Genomic DNA, 15,938 nt, shown 5'->3' with positions numbered 1-15,938 from the left:
AGAGGAAGACCATGATCTCCACCATGAATATCGAGTTGAACATCAATCACGTCCAGCTGCTGGTTCGTGCCATGCACGAGCTGTCATTGGTCGATGGCGTACATGATGCTGAGCGGGTCATGCTCAACGGCTTCTACCAAGCCTGCCAGGCAGATAGCCAGGCACTGACCACTTTTCAGGAGTTGGTATCCGTCAAGCTGGATCTGTCAGCCTTGGCAGATAATTTCAATACGCCAGAACTGAAACGCGCATTCCTCCATTCCTGCCTGTTGCTGGCTTATGCAGATGGCCAGTATTCCACCACTGAAAGGGCGCGCATTGTTGAGTATGGCAAGGCTTTAGGCATGATGGAAAATGAGCTGGCAGTCGTTGAGGATCAGGTCGCCGACCACCTGTTGCAACAGATCTCGCGTATTGAAAATGTGGCTGCACTGGGTGAAGTGGCCGCAGGCATGCATCCCGGCAAGGTATGAAGGTTGCACGTAGCTCCTAACGGTTTGTCCGCATTCGTATCACCGTTGTTTTTGTTACAATCACATCAACACTTGAATGACCGCATGGTGCTTGCTCTCATCCGGGCAAGCACCGTGACTTCTGGCTAACCCTGCCACTTCGTCGCATCACCCACAGCGACGCCCAAGACATTGCTGTGCGCTGCACAGCAGGCCTGACTGTTTCCGAATCGATTGAGGTTGCTATGCCCGTTTACCGTTCCCGTACTACCACACATGGTCGCAACATGGCTGGTGCACGCGCATTATGGCGTGCCACCGGCATGAAGGATGAAGATTTCCAGAAGCCGATCATTGCCATTGCCAACTCGTTTACCCAGTTTGTTCCTGGCCATGTTCACTTGCATAACCTGGGCCAACTGGTGGCGCGGGAAATTGAAAAGGCCGGCGGCGTTGCCAAGGAATTCAATACCATTGCCGTTGATGACGGTATTGCCATGGGTCACGGTGGCATGCTGTATTCGTTGCCATCACGCGATCTGATTGCGGATTCGGTCGAATACATGGTGAATGCCCACTGTGCCGATGCGTTGGTTTGTATCTCGAACTGCGACAAAATCACGCCAGGTATGCTGATGGCAGCACTGCGCTTGAATATTCCAGTGGTATTCGTGTCCGGCGGGCCAATGGAAGCTGGCAAGGTCAACTGGCATGGAGAAACACGGGCATTGGATCTGGTGGATGCGATGGTGGAAGCAGCAGACGATAAGGTCAGTGACGAAGAGGTTGCCGCAATTGAACGTTCTGCCTGCCCAACCTGCGGTTCTTGCTCCGGCATGTTTACTGCCAATTCGATGAACTGTCTGACCGAAGCTTTGGGTTTGTCGTTACCGGGCAATGGTTCAACAGTCGCGACCCATGGCGACCGTAAGGAATTGTTTCTGAAAGCGGGCCGGCTGATTGTGGAGCTGGCCCGCCGCCACTACGAGCAGGACGACTACAGCGTGCTGCCGCGCTCAATCGCCAGCTTTGAAGCTTTCGAGAACGCGATTGCGCTGGATATTGCGATGGGTGGGTCCACCAACACGGTATTGCATTTGCTGGCAGCCGCAGCAGAAGCCAATGTACCGTTTACGATGAAGGATATCGACCGCATGTCCCGTCGCGTGCCATGTCTGGCCAAGGTGGCACCGGCTACCCAAAAATACCATATGGAAGATGTGCACCGCGCGGGTGGCGTCATGGGCATCTTGGGCGAGTTGGACCGAGCCGGTCTGATCAACCGTGAGGTACACACGGTGCATAGCCCCAATATGGGCGTAGCGTTGGATCAATATGACGTGATGCGTGCCAGTTGCAGCGATGCAGTGCGCCAGTTCTTCCGTGCTGCGCCAGGTGGTATTCCCACAACCATCGCTTTCAGCCAGAGCATGCGATATCCGGACCTGGATATCGACAGAGCGGGTGGCTGCATCCGCGACAAAGCCAATGCCTATTCGCAAGACGGCGGTCTGGCTGTGTTGTACGGCAACATTGCAGAACGTGGCTGTATTGTGAAAACAGCGGGCGTGGATGATTCCATCCTCAAGTTCACTGGCCGGGCATGCATCTTTGAAAGCCAGGATGCTGCGGTAGAAGCCATTTTGGCGGATCAGATCGTAGCTGGCGATGTTGTGCTGATCCGTTATGAAGGCCCCAAAGGTGGCCCAGGCATGCAGGAGATGCTATACCCCACCAGCTACCTGAAATCGAAAGGGTTGGGCAAAGCCTGTGCTTTGCTGACAGATGGCCGTTTTTCCGGTGGTACTTCTGGTTTGAGCATTGGCCATGTCAGCCCGGAAGCCGCGGAGGGAGGATTGATTGGCTTGGTGGAAGAGGGCGACACCATCGATATCGACATTCCTAACCGGACGATCAGCTTACAGGTGGCTGATGATGTGTTGGCCAAACGTCGGACAGCGATGGAGGCAAAAGGCAAAGATGCCTGGAAGCCACTGAACCGTAATCGCCCGGTATCGGCAGCCTTGCGTGCCTATGCTGCCATGGCGACATCAGCGGATACCGGAGCTGTGCGTGACGTAACCCAGGTCGAGCGTCATCGTTAAGCATGGCTGATGAATCGGTGCCGATTATCGGCACCGATTCATGTTCAAGATGCTTTTTTGTTTACCTGTTCTTTTAGAAACTTGGCAATATCTGCATCATGCCCTTCGCGAACTTTATCCAACGCTTCGCCATCCATTGTTTTTAGTAGTACACCTTCTTGGTCCAACACCACCAACGCGGGAATTCCTTTCGCCTGTGGTTTGCCGTAAATGTCAGCGATGTCCAGGTTTTTGTCCCAGCGCCCCAAATTGATCTTCACCACATGATAGGATGAGGCCACAATCTTGGCTGTTTCACCGGATACCAATTCCTGAGATAGGCCACGACAATCTGGGCACCAATTGGCGCCAAATACCACCAGCACCTTCTTGCCATCGACACGGGCTGCGGTCTGGACTGCTCGGAGGTCGGCTTTTGCGTCAGCCTGTTCGTTGTAGGGAAAGGGTTTGGTTTTATCCAACGGCACTTGTAAAGTTCCTGCGCCAACCCAGGTAGATGTGAACAATAGCAAGGCAGCCAAAGTTTTCTTCATTGATAGCATCCTCAATCGATGTATAGGGGTGTTGCGGCTGGCTATCATAGCCTAGGCTATCCTGATGTCTGCCAAACGTTATAAAAGGATATAGGGATAAGATGTCCTCAACAGATACTTATGCGCGCTTCTATCAGGTGATTCGTCAAGTGCCACAAGGGTATGTTGTCACTTACGGGCAGGTCGCCGAATTGGCGGGACTACCGCGCCGATCCCGTCTGGTGGGTTACGCACTGCGTCAAATGCCGGACGGCGTGAATATTCCGTGGTGGCGAGTGGTCAATAGTCAGGGTCGAATCAGCCCACGTGGCCTGGATGGGTGTGATGAATATCAGCGTATATTGCTGGAAGAGGAAGGAGTTGCATTCAATGATGCTGGTCGAATTGACCTTAAACGCTTTGGTTGGATAGCGGATTGATCATCCGTGCAAAATATGGATTGCCCAGAAGTTGAAATGTTTTCAATACGTCCAAAAAATGGAGTGAAATGTGGATGCAACAACATGGTGGTGGCTGTTGGCCGGTGCACTGATCGTAATTGGGTTGGCTGGCAATGTCCTGCCATTGTTACCAGGTACGCCGGTCATGTTGGCTGGTATGGGTCTTGGCGCATGGATTGACGGTTTTGATAAGGTTGGCTGGGGTACGCTGATTGTACTGACAGTACTGATGATACTGTCACAGGTGATCGACTTTGTGGCTGGCAGCTTTGGTGCACAAAAAGCTGGGGCCAGTAAACAGGCCGTATGGGGTGCCACAATCGGTGCTGTCGTGGGCATTTTTGGTGGTCTGCCGGGCATTTTACTAGGACCCTTCGTTGGTGCATTGTTGGGTGAATACCTGGTTCGCAAGGATATGGTCCGTGCTGGCAAAGTGGGTGCCGCAGCATGGGTCGGTGTCGTGCTTGGAATGGCAGCCAAGGTTGCCCTCGGATTTACCATGCTGGGTATTTTCATACTGGCATTGGTGTTCTGATCAATGGGCCTTGCTGATCATAGATAGCTTGTGTTGGGTCACTGGCTCATAACTTGTGTCAGTTGAAACAAGCTGTTGGAGACGCCAGTAAATGGCCCATGCTGCTAACGTGGCGAACAGGTGCTTGAAGGTGTGGCCACTAATCAAATGAAGCAGATCAAAGATTGCATGATCTGCCAGTTCAAACCCTTTGGCCAAGACATAGCACAGAATGGCAATGGTCCAGGCGCCGGCCCGTGCTGGACGCTTTGGGCTTTTCCAGAGCAACAAGGGAACAGTAATCAGTGGCAAGGCCTGCAGCCAGAGATAAGGGCGCAGGTCCCCCATACCAGTCAATTCTGTCACGTGCCACCATGCCACACTCAAACAGGCACCCAAGAGCAGCCACGGTAGAGCAAATCGAGCTTGTTTGCTGTTAACAAATTCTGCCCATGCGGCAGACATGATCCCGGCACACGCCACCGCAATTGGCAGGCGGTCCCAAACCAGTCGGCTGTTATCTGGGGCGATGTGGTACCAGCTGGAGCCAAAAGCGGTCATCAGCATGGCGGCAAAAAATATGGTGTAGCCAGCTGTTCGAGCGCCTAATTGACGGCGGCCCATCCAGCAGACTGCTAAGCCTAAGGTGCCAACAATGGCAAAACCGACGTTTGACCAGACATCCATGGCATGCGGAATGCCACCGAGACTGCGCTGATCGGCAAAGTCGTGATAATGATCAAGTTGACCAATTGGGCCGTGAAGTAAAAATACGATCAAGAGTAAAAGTGATACTGCAATTGGAATCAAGTGAGGGCGGGCAAGTGTCACGGTATTGGAATTAGAGTAAGTAACCGCGCCACTTTCGATGATGTTCACCCTAGCGTAAAGCTTGCTTGCAAGTGTGGTATTGGATAGGCTCTGTCGTATCAGAATCTGGTACTTTGTCATGGCCCAATCCAATCACTTGATCGATACTCTGAAACGGCAACTGCGCGCCTATGGTTTGACTTATGCGGATGTTGCCCAGCGCATTAATCTGTCAGAATCCAGCGTCAAACGCCTGTTGTCACGTAAGGAAATGACTCTGACCAGGTTGGAAGAGTTGTGTGGTCTGCTGGATATGGAATTGAGTGATCTGGCCCGTTTGGCCACAGAACACGAAGCCACTGTACGTCACTTGACTGCAGCGCAAGAAAAGGAACTGGTGTCTGATAGTACTTTGCTGTTGGTTGCAGTTTGTATCATCAATCACTGGACTGCATCACGGATTGTGGCGACGTATCGGTTGACAGAGGCCGAGTGTATCCAGCATATGTTGCGGTTGGACCGTTTGGGATTGATCGATTTGATGCCTGGAAATCGGGTTCGACTTAAGGTGGCGCGTGATTTTTCATGGTTGCCCAGTGGTCCAATTGAATATTTCTTCCGCCAGCGGGTACGGGATGATTTTCTGAATACCAAGTTTGATCAATCGGGCGAACAATTGTTGTTTGTACATGGCATGCTGACACCGGAGGCAAATGCGAAATTGCAGCAGCGTATGCGCCGACTGGCACAAGAGTTTGCCGAACTGCACCAGGAAAGCACCGATGCCCCGGAATCGACCCGATTTGGCAGCAGCCTGCTATTGGCGATTCGTAGCTGGGAGCTGAGCGCCTTTGAGGCGCTGCGTCGGGAACCTGATCCACGGCGATTCCCTGGCGCATAAAAAAACCGGCGGTCACGCCGGTTTATCAATATTTCCCAAAGAATTTCAGATCAATGTTGCAGAATTTTGGACAGGAACTGCTGCGCACGTTCTGAGCGCTGGGTACCGAAGAACTCGTCCTTCGTACAATCCTCAATAATCTGACCGCGATCCATGAAGATGACCCGGTTGGCGACACGTTTGGCAAAACCCATTTCGTGCGTTACGCACATCATGGTCATGCCTTCGTGGGCCAGTTCGGTCATCACATCCAGGACTTCGTTGATCATTTCCGGGTCCAATGCTGAAGTCGGTTCGTCAAACAGCATGGCAATTGGGTCCATTGCCAGGGCACGGGCAATGGCGACACGCTGTTGTTGTCCACCAGACAATTGGCCAGGGAATTTCTCAGCATGCGCTTTCAAGCCAACGCGGTCGAGTAACTTCAACCCCTTATCACGAGCTTCATCAGGATTGCGTTTCAAGACTTTGACTTGGGCAATCGTCAGGTTTTCCGTGATTGATAGGTGCGGGAACAGTTCAAAATGCTGGAAGACCATTCCCACCCGTGAGCGTAACTTGGGGAGATCTGTTTTGGGTGAACCAACCGAAATATTGTCGACAATGATCTCGCCTTTTTGAAATGGCTCCAATGCATTCACACACTTGATCAACGTGGACTTACCCGAGCCGGACGGGCCGCAGACCACAACCACTTCACCTTTCTTGACCTCAGTCGAGCAGTCGGTGAGCACCTGGAACTGGCCGTACCACTTGCTGACGTTCTTGATAGAAATCATTTACCCATCCTCTTTTGAAGCTGTTTGACAGCGTGCGACATGGCAAAGCTGACAATGAAATACATGGCACCGGCAAAGATCAGCATTTCAACGATCCGGCCATCGCGTTCACCTACGGAATACGCCGCTTTCAGGAAATCCATTACGCCGATGATATAGACCAGCGAGGTGTCCTGAAACAATACGATTGCCTGTGTCAGTAGCAATGGCGTCATATTGCGAAATGCCTGTGGCAGGATGATCAGGATCATGGCTTGGCTATTGGTCATTCCCAACGCTGTGGCAGCCCCCATCTGGCCTTTGGGCACACTTTGGATACCAGCACGGAAAATTTCCGCATAGTAGGCTGATTCAAACAAGGCGAAGGCGGTCATGGCTGATACCAAGCCAATATTCTCGATGTCACCTCCTAATACTGAGCGCAGCAGTTGTGGCACAATCAGGTAGAACCACAAGATCACCATCAGCAATGGAATTGATCGGAAGGTATTGGTATACGCTGCCGCAAACCATGAGAGGGGCTTACTGGACGATAAGCGCATGACAGCCAGCAACGCACCAAACGGGATGGCAACCGTCAAGGCAGTCAGTAATACTTCAAAGGTGATCTTGGCTCCGTCGAGTAGCGCCGGTACCGCGCCAGGTATGGAACTCCAGTCAAATTCGTAGGCCATTATTTACCTCCCATGTAGCCCGGTACACGGGTGCGGTTTTCTAGCCAGCGCATGGAGTACATCACAATCACATTGATCAGGAAGTAACCTAGCGTGGCGGCAGTAAAGGATTCATAGGCGTGAGCGGTATATTCCAGTAACTGACGAGCTTGGCCGGTTAGTTCCAGCATGCCAATTACAGATACAACAGCGGAGTTCTTGAAAATGTTCATGAACTCGGACGTCATCGGTGGAATGACGATGCGAAATGCCATGGGTAGCAATACATGGCGATAGGTTTGAGCCAGGGTGAACCCCATGGCCAACCCAGCATTTTTCTGGCCCACCGGCAGGGACTGGATCCCAGACCGGACTTGTTCACAGACCCGTGCAGCGGTAAACATACCTAGGCCAACAAAGCCGAAAATGAACTGCGATGTGACTGGCGACAGCGAGAAGATCGCCATCTTGATACTTTCTGGTAGCAGTTCGGGAACAACATAGAACCAGATGAACAATTGAACCAGTAACGGGATATTCCGGAATAGTTCGACATAAGCGGTGGCAAAGCCGGACAGCCAGCGATTGGGGACTGTGCGCAGAACGCCCAGTACGGATCCGACTACCAACGCAATTACCCAGGCGGAAAGCGAAACGGATAATGTCCATTTCATACCGGTAATGAGCCAGCCGAGATAGGTATCCGTACCATCCGGTGTGGTCTGGAAGAAGACTCCCCAGTTCCATTGGTAAGACATGCTGCATCTCCAGAGTGGAACACGACAAAGCAAAAATCACATCACGCCATCCCCCGATGGCAGACGCGGCTAGCCCATTGCCATCAATGACGATGGTTGGTAAGCCTGCATTGCGGGTGATACGCGTTGTGTGGTGAACAGCTCTCGTGCAATGGGTGGGTTTTGGATGCCACCCAGCTATCTGTTGTATTTGATATTAGGCAATCCGTTACGAACTGTTGGTCCTTTTGGGACGCAGAAGAGGTAGTTGGCAGAGGCATAGATCTGCCAATCTAGCACCCGATTGCTCGGGTGCTTACCAAGTCAGTTCATGGTGTGGATTACTCGAATGCCTTGTCGTTCGGATTCTTGATCAATGCTTGCATATCGTCGCTCAATGGAAAATTGAGGTTTAGACCCTTGGGCGGAATCGGGCTTTGGAACCAGCGTTTATAGATTTCATTGACCTTGCCGCTCTTCATCAAACCCGCAATGGTGTCATCGACCACTTTCTTGAATTGAGGGTCATCCTTGCGCATCATGCAGCCATAAGCTTCAAAAGATTGAGGTTTACCGGTCACGACCCAGTCTTTCGCATTCTTTGCTTTGGCCATTTCACCGTACAGCAGTGCATCATCCATCATGAAGGCTACAGCGCGGCCGGTTTCCAGCATCAGGAATGATTCGCCATGGTCTTTGGCGCTGATGATGTTCATACCCATACTCTTTTCGGCATTCATTTTACGAATGATCCGTTCAGAGGTGGTGCCAGCAGTAGTCACGACATTCTTGCCAGACAGATCTGGAAAATCTTTGACACCAGAATCTTTTTTGGTCATCAGGCGAGTGCCAATGACGAAAATCGAGTTGGAAAAGGCGACTTGCTTCTGGCGCTCGGTGTTGTTGGTGGTAGAACCGCACTCCAGGTCCACTGTGCCATTCTGTACCAGCGGAATGCGTGTCTGCGAGGTGACGGAGTTGAGTTTAACAATCAGCCCAGGGGTGCTGAGTTGTTTTTTCACTTCATTAACAACGGCCATCGCAATTTCATGCGAGTAGCCAACCACTTTCTGTTTGTCGTCCATGTAGGAAAAAGGAATCGACGATTCGCGGTGGCCGATGGTGATGGACCCGCTATCCTTGATTTTTTTCAGGGTGCCGGTCAGTTCCGCAGCGTGTACTGCTCCTGATGCGGCAATACCAGTAACCAACATGGCCAGAATGGTCTTGCTGACGCGCATAAAATGTCTCCTTGAATTATGAAGCTCGGCCCTGATGAGCCTGGATGTTACAGTTTTGTATCTGCAAATGCCGATATGGCTTCTTTTTGCCGCATCGTAACCGACCGACGTTTAAGTACAATTGCTAATTTCCTGTATGGTGCATTTGTGCTTGTATGTCATCTTGCGTTACGGGTGCCAACATCCTGCTATCCCGCGTACAAGCTACTTTTCAAGCCGAGATGACAAGTAATTGGTCATCCTGACAAAGTCCTCTACCGACAGGTTTTCAGGGCGCAGACCCGGGTTGATTCCCAACTGTTCAAAATCCGTGATATCCAGCCACTCTTTCAAATTATTGCGCAAAGTTTTGCGGCGTTGTGAGAAGGCTTGTGTGACAAGTTGTTCCAACTGACCAATGTGCTGGCAAGCCAAAGTGGGCTTAGGCAGCGGGATCATGCGAACAACTGCTGAATCTACCTTGGGTGGTGGATTGAATGCTTCCGGCGGTACATCCAGTACTTTTTCCATGTAGAACCGATATTGCAACATGACAGACAGTCGGCCGTAATCCGCTGTAGACGGCTCTGCAACCATACGATCGACCACTTCTTTTTGCAACATGAAATGCATGTCGACAATGCGGCTGTTGTATTCAGCAAGATGAAACAACAGTGGTGATGAAATGTTATAGGGCAAATTGCCGACTATACGAAGTTTGTCGCCTAAAGTGCAAAAGTCAAACTTTAGGGCATCGATGCCATGGATGGTTAGTCGATCCGCTGAATATCGCTTTTCCAATCGCGCAATGATGTCACGATCAATTTCTACACAGTGCAGGTGCTTGAGGTGAGCGAGCAATGGTTGGGTGAGGGCGCCAAGCCCTGGACCAATTTCGACAATGACGTCATCCTGGCGAGGATTGATGGCATAAATGATGTCGCCAATGACGCCTTGATCTTCCAGAAAGTTCTGGCCAAAGCGCTTGCGCGGAATATGTTGACTCATAATGGGTTACCACGAAGCGTGTTGAAAAGCAGACGCGCTGTCGCGCGTCAGTAAGACTGAATACAAAGATGCGCAACATCGATCTGGCCAATTTGTAGGCCAAGTGCGATGCTTTGAATAAGCCATTGCATTGTAGTGTGTGAAGGCGCTTTTGTTGTAGCCGTTGTCGCGGTCAGTGCGTTGCTGTGCGATTAGCCAGTATCTGTGCCAGATTGACGGCCGCACGCAAGCTACCATCGTCTGCTCGGCCAGTTCCGGCCAGATCCAGTGCGGTACCATGGTCAACCGAAGTTCGAATGATCGGTAGGCCGAGGGTGATGTTGATGCCTTCACCAAAGGTGGCATATTTCAGCACTGGCAATCCTTGATCATGGTACATCGCCAATACGGCGTCACCTTGCGACAAGACTGGACGATTGAACAGGGTGTCGGCTGGTAATGGACCAATCAGTTGCATACCTTCTGCACGTAGCTGATTCAAGACAGGAATGATGACATCGATTTCTTCCCGTCCCATATGACCTCCCTCACCAGCGTGAGGATTGAGTCCAGCCACCAGAATACGTGGATTGTCAAAACCGAATTTGTTCTGCAGGTCGTGGTACAGAATCCGTAATGTCTGCCGCAGACTCTCGATTGTCAGCGAGGCTGAGACGTCTTTCAATGGCAGATGAGTGGTAGCAAGCGCAACCCGCATCGCCTCGCCAGCCAACATCATGACCACTTTTGAAGTAGCTGTACGTTCGGCTAGCCATTCGGTATGGCCGGTGAACGGGATACCCGCTTCATTGATGACGCCTTTGTGAATAGGGGCCGTCACCATGGCAGCATATCGACCTGTCTGGCAACCAATGACAGCAGCTTCAAGCAGTGCCAGAACGTAACCAGCATTAGCTGGGTTCAATTTACCTGCTTGGCAACTTGCCTGCAGTGGCACATGGTGTACTGACAATACACCACCGCCAACTTGGGCTGGGCCTGAGTCCGCAGATCTTAGTGTAATCTGCATGCCAAGCTGTTCTGCGCGGGCTGCCAACAGGTCTTGGTCTGCCAGGACAACCATAGGCCAAATCTGCGCTGACTGTGCCAACATCAATACCAGATCAGGACCAATACCAGCGGGCTCACCGCTGGTCAGAACAAGTGGGGCAACTGCCATCAACGATCTTCCAGCTTCAATTCGACATAAGCCCGGTCACGTTGTTGGCGCACCCAGTCAACAAAGCTTTCATCCGACTTGCGGGCACGGATCGCTTGGCGGATAGAACTACGTAGCCGGTCTGTGCTGACATCCTGATTGCGACGCTCAATCACCTTAATCAAATGCCAACCAAAAGCGGTACGTATCGGTTCACTCATTTGCCCGGGGCTGAGCTTGTTCATGGCTTCTTCGAATTCAGGTACGGTATCACCTGGGCTGAGCCAACCAAGGTCACCACCTTTGGGTGCGCTGCCGTCCTCGGATTGTTGACGGGCAATTTCCTCAAATTTCCCACCACCTTTGATGCGTGCCGCAATATTGTCGATGGATTGCTTGGCTTCCTGCTCGGAAACCGCCTCATTGGTACGAATCAGAATATGGCGTGCGTGGGTCTGCTCAACCACCATTTGTTCGCTCTTGATGCGCTTGTCTTGCAGTTTGATGATATGGAAGCCCTTGGCACTCTTTAGTACGCCACTGACTTGATCAGCCTTCATTTTTTCGATTTGCTCGACAAACAGGCTTGGTAGACGCCCTACTGGGCGCCAACCCAACGATCCCCCCTCCAGTGCATCCGGTGCATCGGAATAGCTGGCCGCTACTTGCGAGAAGTTGGTGCCCTTCTGGATTTCGGCGGCGGCTTTCTCTGTTTTTTCACGCAGTTTGGCGATCTGTTCTGGTGTGGCGTTTTCCGGGATCGATACCAGAATATGTGACAGCTGATATTCCTGGCCGCCTTCCCCTTGGCTCTCTTGCTGCTTCATTTGGCCGTCGATTTCTGCATCGGTCACGACCACTCGGTTGTCCACCTCCCGATCGCGTAGGCGGCTGATAATGATTTCACTGCGGATCTCTTCACGAAATTGCTTGAAGTCGATCCCATCTTTTTTCAGCGCTGCACGGAAAGACGGCAGGGACATATTATTCTGTTGTGCGATTCGCTCTACAGTTCGGTCAAGTTGAGTATCGTCCACTCGAATACCGGTATCGAATGCCAATTGCAGCAATACCTGTTCACTAACCATCCGTTCCAGTACTTGCGATTCCAGTACTTCTGTCTTGGGGAGCGGGATTTTCTGAACATTCATCTGCCGAGTGACCGTTTTCACCCGTTCCTTCAGCTCGTTATAAGTAATCGCCTGCTTGTTCACCACTGCGACGACACGATCAACGGCAATCGGCGCAGCCTGGGCGGTTGCGGCGGAAATCAGGGCGGCCAGCAGGCCGGCACGGATTAGATGCAACTTCATCGGGGATATACTTTCATTGTGAACAGGGCTTATTTGTAGGCATCGCTTTGTAGAGGCTGCGGTGATGCCGTCAATTTTGAATAACCAGGAATCGTCCGCGCTAGCAATTCCAGCGGGTTGGTGCCGATTCGCGCAACGTCGGACAATTCAATCTGTAGGAAAATATTGCTGTTGACCTGATTGGTGCTGGCCACAAAGCGCTGGCCAACCAAGCGTAATACCCAGCAGCCGGCATTGTATTCAATACCTGCCAAGCTCTCTAGATTCTTCCGATCCTTCAACGAATAGGCAACCCGGCCTACGCCAGACCAGCGGCTGCTAATAGGCCACTGGGTAGAGAAATCAACTTGCCTCAGCAAGTCACGGTTCATGCGATAGCCAAGATTGATGGCTTTGCCAATTGCCGGTTGGTATCGGAAGTTGTAATCAATACGCTGTGTTTTGTGAATACTGGAGTTGTATTGCCAAGTGGCATCCACATCCAAGCTATTAGTCAGCTGACCGCCGCCGAAAGTGATGATGTCAGATGAATTGCGAGAGCGTCCGGACGGGTCTTCGGCCTGTGGCGTCAAGGTGACTCGTTGTGGGCTTCGGTAAAAGCGCTGCCCCACTCCAAACCTCAACCGTTCTCGGCCCGTTGAGGTTTCCAGAAAGCGTGTCGTGACTGCCGCAGTGATCTGATTTGCATCATTGATGCGGTCCTGGCCCGCAAACTGGTTTTCGCTGAACATCGATGCATAGTTGAAGTCACGCAGAGCGCTGTCAAAAAGTGGCAATTGGTTTTGTTCACGGTAAGGTGTGCGTACGTAGAAGATACGTGGCTCCAATGTTTGCACGAATTCGTTACCGAACCATGAATCGTCGCGCTCCAGCACGATGCCTGCATCGGTGCTGAAAATGGGTAGTGTCCGTTTGTACCGATAGCCAGGGGTCTGATCAAACCGGTCAATGTTGTATTGGGTGTAATGCAGCCCAAGCTTCGGTGTGATGTAGGCATAAGTGGTATTCAGCGTGGTGGAGATCGATGGATTGATCACCAGACGTTTGCCGGAAACCTGGGTCGGATGGGAGAAATGGGTATATTCACCCATGAAGTTGTAATTGGTCCCGAAGCCATCATAGCCCTGTCTGGTTAACTGGACTTGAGGTACGCGTGCATAAGGGGCTGATACCAGATTGAGCTGTTCGTCTTTGAGCGTCTGGTAGCGTTGCACTCTGGTCTGTGCGACCCACCCCGAATTCGTATACGTCAGCGAGCCTTCTCGAGGCAGAATACCTTGTGAAGTTGAGCTGACCTTGTTGCTGAGGTCGATGAAATATTCATCGTCAGAAGCACGCTGCAAATTCAAATTGGCATGCAGGTTATCCAGCAGCTTGTGCTGATGTTGGAACGAAACATAAGACCGGCGGGTATTGGTGAGTCGGTCACTGTTCAGTACCTCTGACTTCAAGGTGCCGGTGAACGAGGGCTGCAGATAACGAAACTCGGTATTCAGCGCCAAACCGCGTCGGCTGATGATACGTGGTGCAATCTCTGCATCGTAGTTGGGTGCAATATTCCAGTAAAACGGTAGCGTGATTTCAAAACCACCCTTGTTGGATGAGCCTTGTATCGGGGGAAGAAAGCCCGTTTTACGTTGACCATTCAATGAAAAATCCATCCAGGGCCAATACAGGACTGGTACGCCAAGGAAATGCAAGGTGGTGTGATGGGCTTCACCTACGTTGCGGTTGTAATCCAGTGTCAGTTTGTCACTGCGGAATACCCAATCGTCGTTGTCGGGTTGGCAGGTGGTGAAGCTACCAGTCTCGAAACTGTATTGTTTCTCGCCTTCCATCACCATTTTGCGAGCAGTGCCGCGTGCACCAAGTCCCATCTGATAACGGGCATTGTTTACAAAACCGGTTGAGTTATCCTGTCGCAGCAGCATTTGATCACCCCATACAATGTCCCCATACTGTTCGGCACGGGCATTGCCTTCGGCTTCGATCTGTTCTGGATTGCTGCGATAACACATGGTATCAGCGGCGATCAACGCTCCTCGGCGGCGTAATTGCACATTGCCACTGGCGTTAAGCTGGGTTTGAGGACTACCCTCAATCTTGTCTGCCGACAGGTGCCAGGCGCCAACCGGCTCCCCGCGGGGCGGATTGAGGATGAGATTGGAATCCAGCTTCAACGGGGCTGTTGGGCCTTCCGCATGGGAGGTGGATGCCAGCAGGAGCAGTGCAATAGGAGTCAGGTGGAACGGCCGCATAGTACGGTTGCGCACGTGGACGATGTAAAATTAGGCATTCTATCTTAAAAGCGCGTCGAGTCTTTAACATGCAACGAAAGCAGCAAATTGAGTCCTGGCTGGCGGATTTGTTCCCCGGCCAATCCCTGAACCTGGTTCCAGCGTCGGAAGATGCCAGCCAGAGGCGTTATTTCCGCACCACGCTGGATGACGGCAGTACCCGAATTATCATGGATGCTCCCCCGGCAAAAGAGGATTGCCGCCCGTTTATCCAGATTCGCGAGGTATTCGCCAATGCTGGCGTGCATGTGCCAATGATCTATGCGCAGGATCTGGCACAGGGGTTTCTGTTGTTGGAGGATTTTGGCACAACGATGTATCAGGATGTGTTGAATGCTGACACCATGCGCAATCTGTACCTGGATGCGATTGATGCAATGATCAACATCCAGCTCGCCAGCCGCCCAGGTGTGCTACCAGATTACGATGAGGCTTTTCTGGCACGCGAGATCGATATCTTTCAGGAATGGTACTTGCCACATGAGGCAAAGTTGACTCTTTCTACAGAGCAGCAAGGTTGGTTTGATAACACGAAACAGGTCGTACTTAAAAGCGTACTGGCCCAGCCCAAAGTGTTTGTGCATCGTGATTTTCATTCCCGTAACCTGATGGTATGCAAACCCAACCCAGGCATCATTGATTTTCAGGGTGCACTGTATGGCCCATTGGCTTACGATTTGATGTCCTTGTTGAAAGATGCCTATCTGGAATGGGAAGAAGAGCAAGTGCTGGATCTGGTAATTCGATATTGGGAACGGGCACGTAAAGTGGGTTTGCCGGTACCGCCGGATGTGACCGAGTTTTATAAGGACTTCGAAATGGTCGGTGTACAGCGCCAACTCAAGGTGGTTGGCATTTTCGCGAGATTGGCACATCGGGATGGCAAAACAGGTTACCTCATCGATTTGCCTCGGGTTTGGGATTACCTGAGAAAGAATGCTACTCGCTATATCCAACTCAAACCTTTGCTGAAGTTGATGGATGAGATTGAAGGCCGTCAACCGCAGGTGGGCTATACCTTCTGATAAAGACACACTT

16 protein-coding genes are annotated in these 15,938 nt (G+C 51.6%); 6 read left to right on the top strand and 10 right to left on the bottom strand.

Annotated elements, in window-relative coordinates; genetic code table 11:
• Window positions 1–11: 11 nt before the first annotated feature.
• The gene (locus FFS57_RS01635; RefSeq protein ID WP_137936012.1) at window positions 12–473 is read left to right on the top strand and encodes a TerB family tellurite resistance protein; all 462 of its coding nucleotides are present in this window, start codon (window positions 12–14) and stop codon (window positions 471–473) included.
• 224 nt (window positions 474–697) lie between these two features.
• Window positions 698–2,557, top strand: coding sequence for a dihydroxy-acid dehydratase (ilvD, locus tag FFS57_RS01630; protein WP_137936011.1), 1,860 nt, complete (start codon window positions 698–700; stop codon window positions 2,555–2,557).
• Between the two features lie 44 nt (window positions 2,558–2,601).
• Here the strand turns inward: ilvD and FFS57_RS01625 are convergent, their stop codons facing one another.
• The gene (locus tag FFS57_RS01625) at window positions 2,602–3,090 is read right to left on the bottom strand and encodes a thioredoxin family protein (RefSeq protein ID WP_171013504.1); all 489 of its coding nucleotides are present in this window, start codon (window positions 3,088–3,090) and stop codon (window positions 2,602–2,604) included.
• Between the two features lie 101 nt (window positions 3,091–3,191).
• On the opposite strand from FFS57_RS01625, the gene FFS57_RS01620 reads away from it, so the two are divergent.
• Together FFS57_RS01620 and FFS57_RS01615 are read left to right on the top strand one after the other, a co-directional pair.
• Window positions 3,192–3,509, top strand: a complete 318-nt coding sequence (locus FFS57_RS01620; RefSeq protein WP_137936009.1) for an MGMT family protein — start codon at window positions 3,192–3,194, stop codon at window positions 3,507–3,509.
• Window positions 3,510–3,579: 70 nt separating this feature from the next.
• Window positions 3,580–4,065 (top strand): DUF456 domain-containing protein, encoded by a 486-nt coding sequence (locus FFS57_RS01615; protein ID WP_137936008.1) that lies wholly within the window; start codon window positions 3,580–3,582, stop codon window positions 4,063–4,065.
• Here FFS57_RS01615 and FFS57_RS01610 read toward each other — a convergent pair whose 3' ends face one another.
• On the bottom strand, window positions 4,066–4,995 hold the full coding sequence (locus FFS57_RS01610; RefSeq protein WP_137936007.1) for an alkaline phytoceramidase: 930 nt from the start codon (window positions 4,993–4,995) through the stop codon (window positions 4,066–4,068).
• Here FFS57_RS01610 and FFS57_RS01605 point away from each other — a divergent pair.
• Window positions 4,994–5,755: a helix-turn-helix domain-containing protein gene (locus FFS57_RS01605; protein WP_137936006.1), complete on the top strand. Its 762-nt coding sequence runs from the start codon at window positions 4,994–4,996 to the stop codon at window positions 5,753–5,755. The two genes, FFS57_RS01610 and FFS57_RS01605, sit on opposite strands and share 2 nt — an antisense overlap.
• A gap of 50 nt (window positions 5,756–5,805) precedes the next feature.
• On the opposite strand, the gene FFS57_RS01600 is transcribed toward FFS57_RS01605, so the two are convergent.
• The 8 genes from FFS57_RS01600 to FFS57_RS01565 all read right to left on the bottom strand — a co-directional run bounded on the left by FFS57_RS01600 (window position 5,806) and on the right by FFS57_RS01565 (window position 14,876).
• On the bottom strand, window positions 5,806–6,534 hold the full coding sequence (locus tag FFS57_RS01600) for an amino acid ABC transporter ATP-binding protein (protein ID WP_137936005.1): 729 nt from the start codon (window positions 6,532–6,534) through the stop codon (window positions 5,806–5,808).
• Window positions 6,531–7,208 (bottom strand): ABC transporter permease subunit, encoded by a 678-nt coding sequence (locus FFS57_RS01595; RefSeq protein ID WP_137936004.1) that lies wholly within the window; start codon window positions 7,206–7,208, stop codon window positions 6,531–6,533. Before FFS57_RS01595 ends, FFS57_RS01600 begins: the two co-directional genes overlap by 4 nt.
• Complete coding sequence (locus tag FFS57_RS01590) at window positions 7,208–7,945, bottom strand: amino acid ABC transporter permease (protein ID WP_137936003.1); 738 nt, start codon at window positions 7,943–7,945, stop codon at window positions 7,208–7,210. The genes FFS57_RS01595 and FFS57_RS01590 overlap by 1 nt, the downstream gene beginning before the upstream one ends.
• A gap of 320 nt (window positions 7,946–8,265) precedes the next feature.
• Window positions 8,266–9,165 (bottom strand): glutamate/aspartate ABC transporter substrate-binding protein, encoded by a 900-nt coding sequence (locus tag FFS57_RS01585; RefSeq protein ID WP_137936002.1) that lies wholly within the window; start codon window positions 9,163–9,165, stop codon window positions 8,266–8,268.
• 204 nt (window positions 9,166–9,369) lie between these two features.
• Window positions 9,370–10,152, bottom strand: coding sequence for a 16S rRNA (adenine(1518)-N(6)/adenine(1519)-N(6))-dimethyltransferase RsmA (gene rsmA, locus FFS57_RS01580; protein ID WP_137936001.1), 783 nt, complete (start codon window positions 10,150–10,152; stop codon window positions 9,370–9,372).
• A 172-nt stretch (window positions 10,153–10,324) separates the two neighbouring features.
• Entirely contained in the window at window positions 10,325–11,311 is a 987-nt protein-coding gene (gene pdxA / locus FFS57_RS01575) for a 4-hydroxythreonine-4-phosphate dehydrogenase PdxA (RefSeq protein ID WP_137936000.1), read from the bottom strand.
• On the bottom strand, window positions 11,311–12,603 hold the full coding sequence (locus FFS57_RS01570) for a peptidylprolyl isomerase (protein ID WP_137935999.1): 1,293 nt from the start codon (window positions 12,601–12,603) through the stop codon (window positions 11,311–11,313). Before FFS57_RS01570 ends, pdxA begins: the two co-directional genes overlap by 1 nt.
• A gap of 29 nt (window positions 12,604–12,632) precedes the next feature.
• Entirely contained in the window at window positions 12,633–14,876 is a 2,244-nt protein-coding gene (locus FFS57_RS01565) for an LPS-assembly protein LptD (protein ID WP_137935998.1), read from the bottom strand.
• Between the two features lie 53 nt (window positions 14,877–14,929).
• Between FFS57_RS01565 and FFS57_RS01560 the strand changes: the two genes are divergently transcribed.
• Window positions 14,930–15,925: an aminoglycoside phosphotransferase family protein gene (locus FFS57_RS01560; RefSeq protein ID WP_137935997.1), complete on the top strand. Its 996-nt coding sequence runs from the start codon at window positions 14,930–14,932 to the stop codon at window positions 15,923–15,925.
• The last annotated feature ends 13 nt before the right edge of the window (window positions 15,926–15,938 follow it).

It is taken from the genome of Chitinivorax sp. B, assembly GCF_005503445.1.
Taxonomy (GTDB): Bacteria; Pseudomonadota; Gammaproteobacteria; order Burkholderiales; family SCOH01; genus Chitinivorax.
The sequence above is the reverse complement of the archived record's forward strand: the minus strand, read 5'-3'. Positions and strand labels throughout refer to the sequence as shown.

Excerpts from the sequence above, each read along its gene's own strand:
- FFS57_RS01635 (WP_137936012.1), top strand. The coding sequence starts at position 12 with ATGATCTCCACCATGAATATCGAGTTGAACATCAATCACGTCCAGCTG.
- ilvD (WP_137936011.1), top strand. The coding sequence starts at position 698 with ATGCCCGTTTACCGTTCCCGTACTACCACACATGGTCGCAACATGGCT.
- FFS57_RS01625 (WP_171013504.1), bottom strand. The coding sequence starts at position 3,090 with ATGAAGAAAACTTTGGCTGCCTTGCTATTGTTCACATCTACCTGGGTT.
- FFS57_RS01620 (WP_137936009.1), top strand. The coding sequence starts at position 3,192 with ATGTCCTCAACAGATACTTATGCGCGCTTCTATCAGGTGATTCGTCAA.
- FFS57_RS01605 (WP_137936006.1), top strand. The coding sequence starts at position 4,994 with ATGGCCCAATCCAATCACTTGATCGATACTCTGAAACGGCAACTGCGC.
- FFS57_RS01610 (WP_137936007.1), bottom strand. The coding sequence starts at position 4,995 with ATGACAAAGTACCAGATTCTGATACGACAGAGCCTATCCAATACCACA.
- FFS57_RS01600 (WP_137936005.1), bottom strand. The coding sequence starts at position 6,534 with ATGATTTCTATCAAGAACGTCAGCAAGTGGTACGGCCAGTTCCAGGTG.
- FFS57_RS01595 (WP_137936004.1), bottom strand. The coding sequence starts at position 7,208 with ATGGCCTACGAATTTGACTGGAGTTCCATACCTGGCGCGGTACCGGCG.
- FFS57_RS01590 (WP_137936003.1), bottom strand. The coding sequence starts at position 7,945 with ATGTCTTACCAATGGAACTGGGGAGTCTTCTTCCAGACCACACCGGAT.
- FFS57_RS01585 (WP_137936002.1), bottom strand. The coding sequence starts at position 9,165 with ATGCGCGTCAGCAAGACCATTCTGGCCATGTTGGTTACTGGTATTGCC.
- rsmA (WP_137936001.1), bottom strand. The coding sequence starts at position 10,152 with ATGAGTCAACATATTCCGCGCAAGCGCTTTGGCCAGAACTTTCTGGAA.
- pdxA (WP_137936000.1), bottom strand. The coding sequence starts at position 11,311 with ATGGCAGTTGCCCCACTTGTTCTGACCAGCGGTGAGCCCGCTGGTATT.
- FFS57_RS01570 (WP_137935999.1), bottom strand. The coding sequence starts at position 12,603 with ATGAAGTTGCATCTAATCCGTGCCGGCCTGCTGGCCGCCCTGATTTCC.
- FFS57_RS01560 (WP_137935997.1), top strand. The coding sequence starts at position 14,930 with ATGCAACGAAAGCAGCAAATTGAGTCCTGGCTGGCGGATTTGTTCCCC.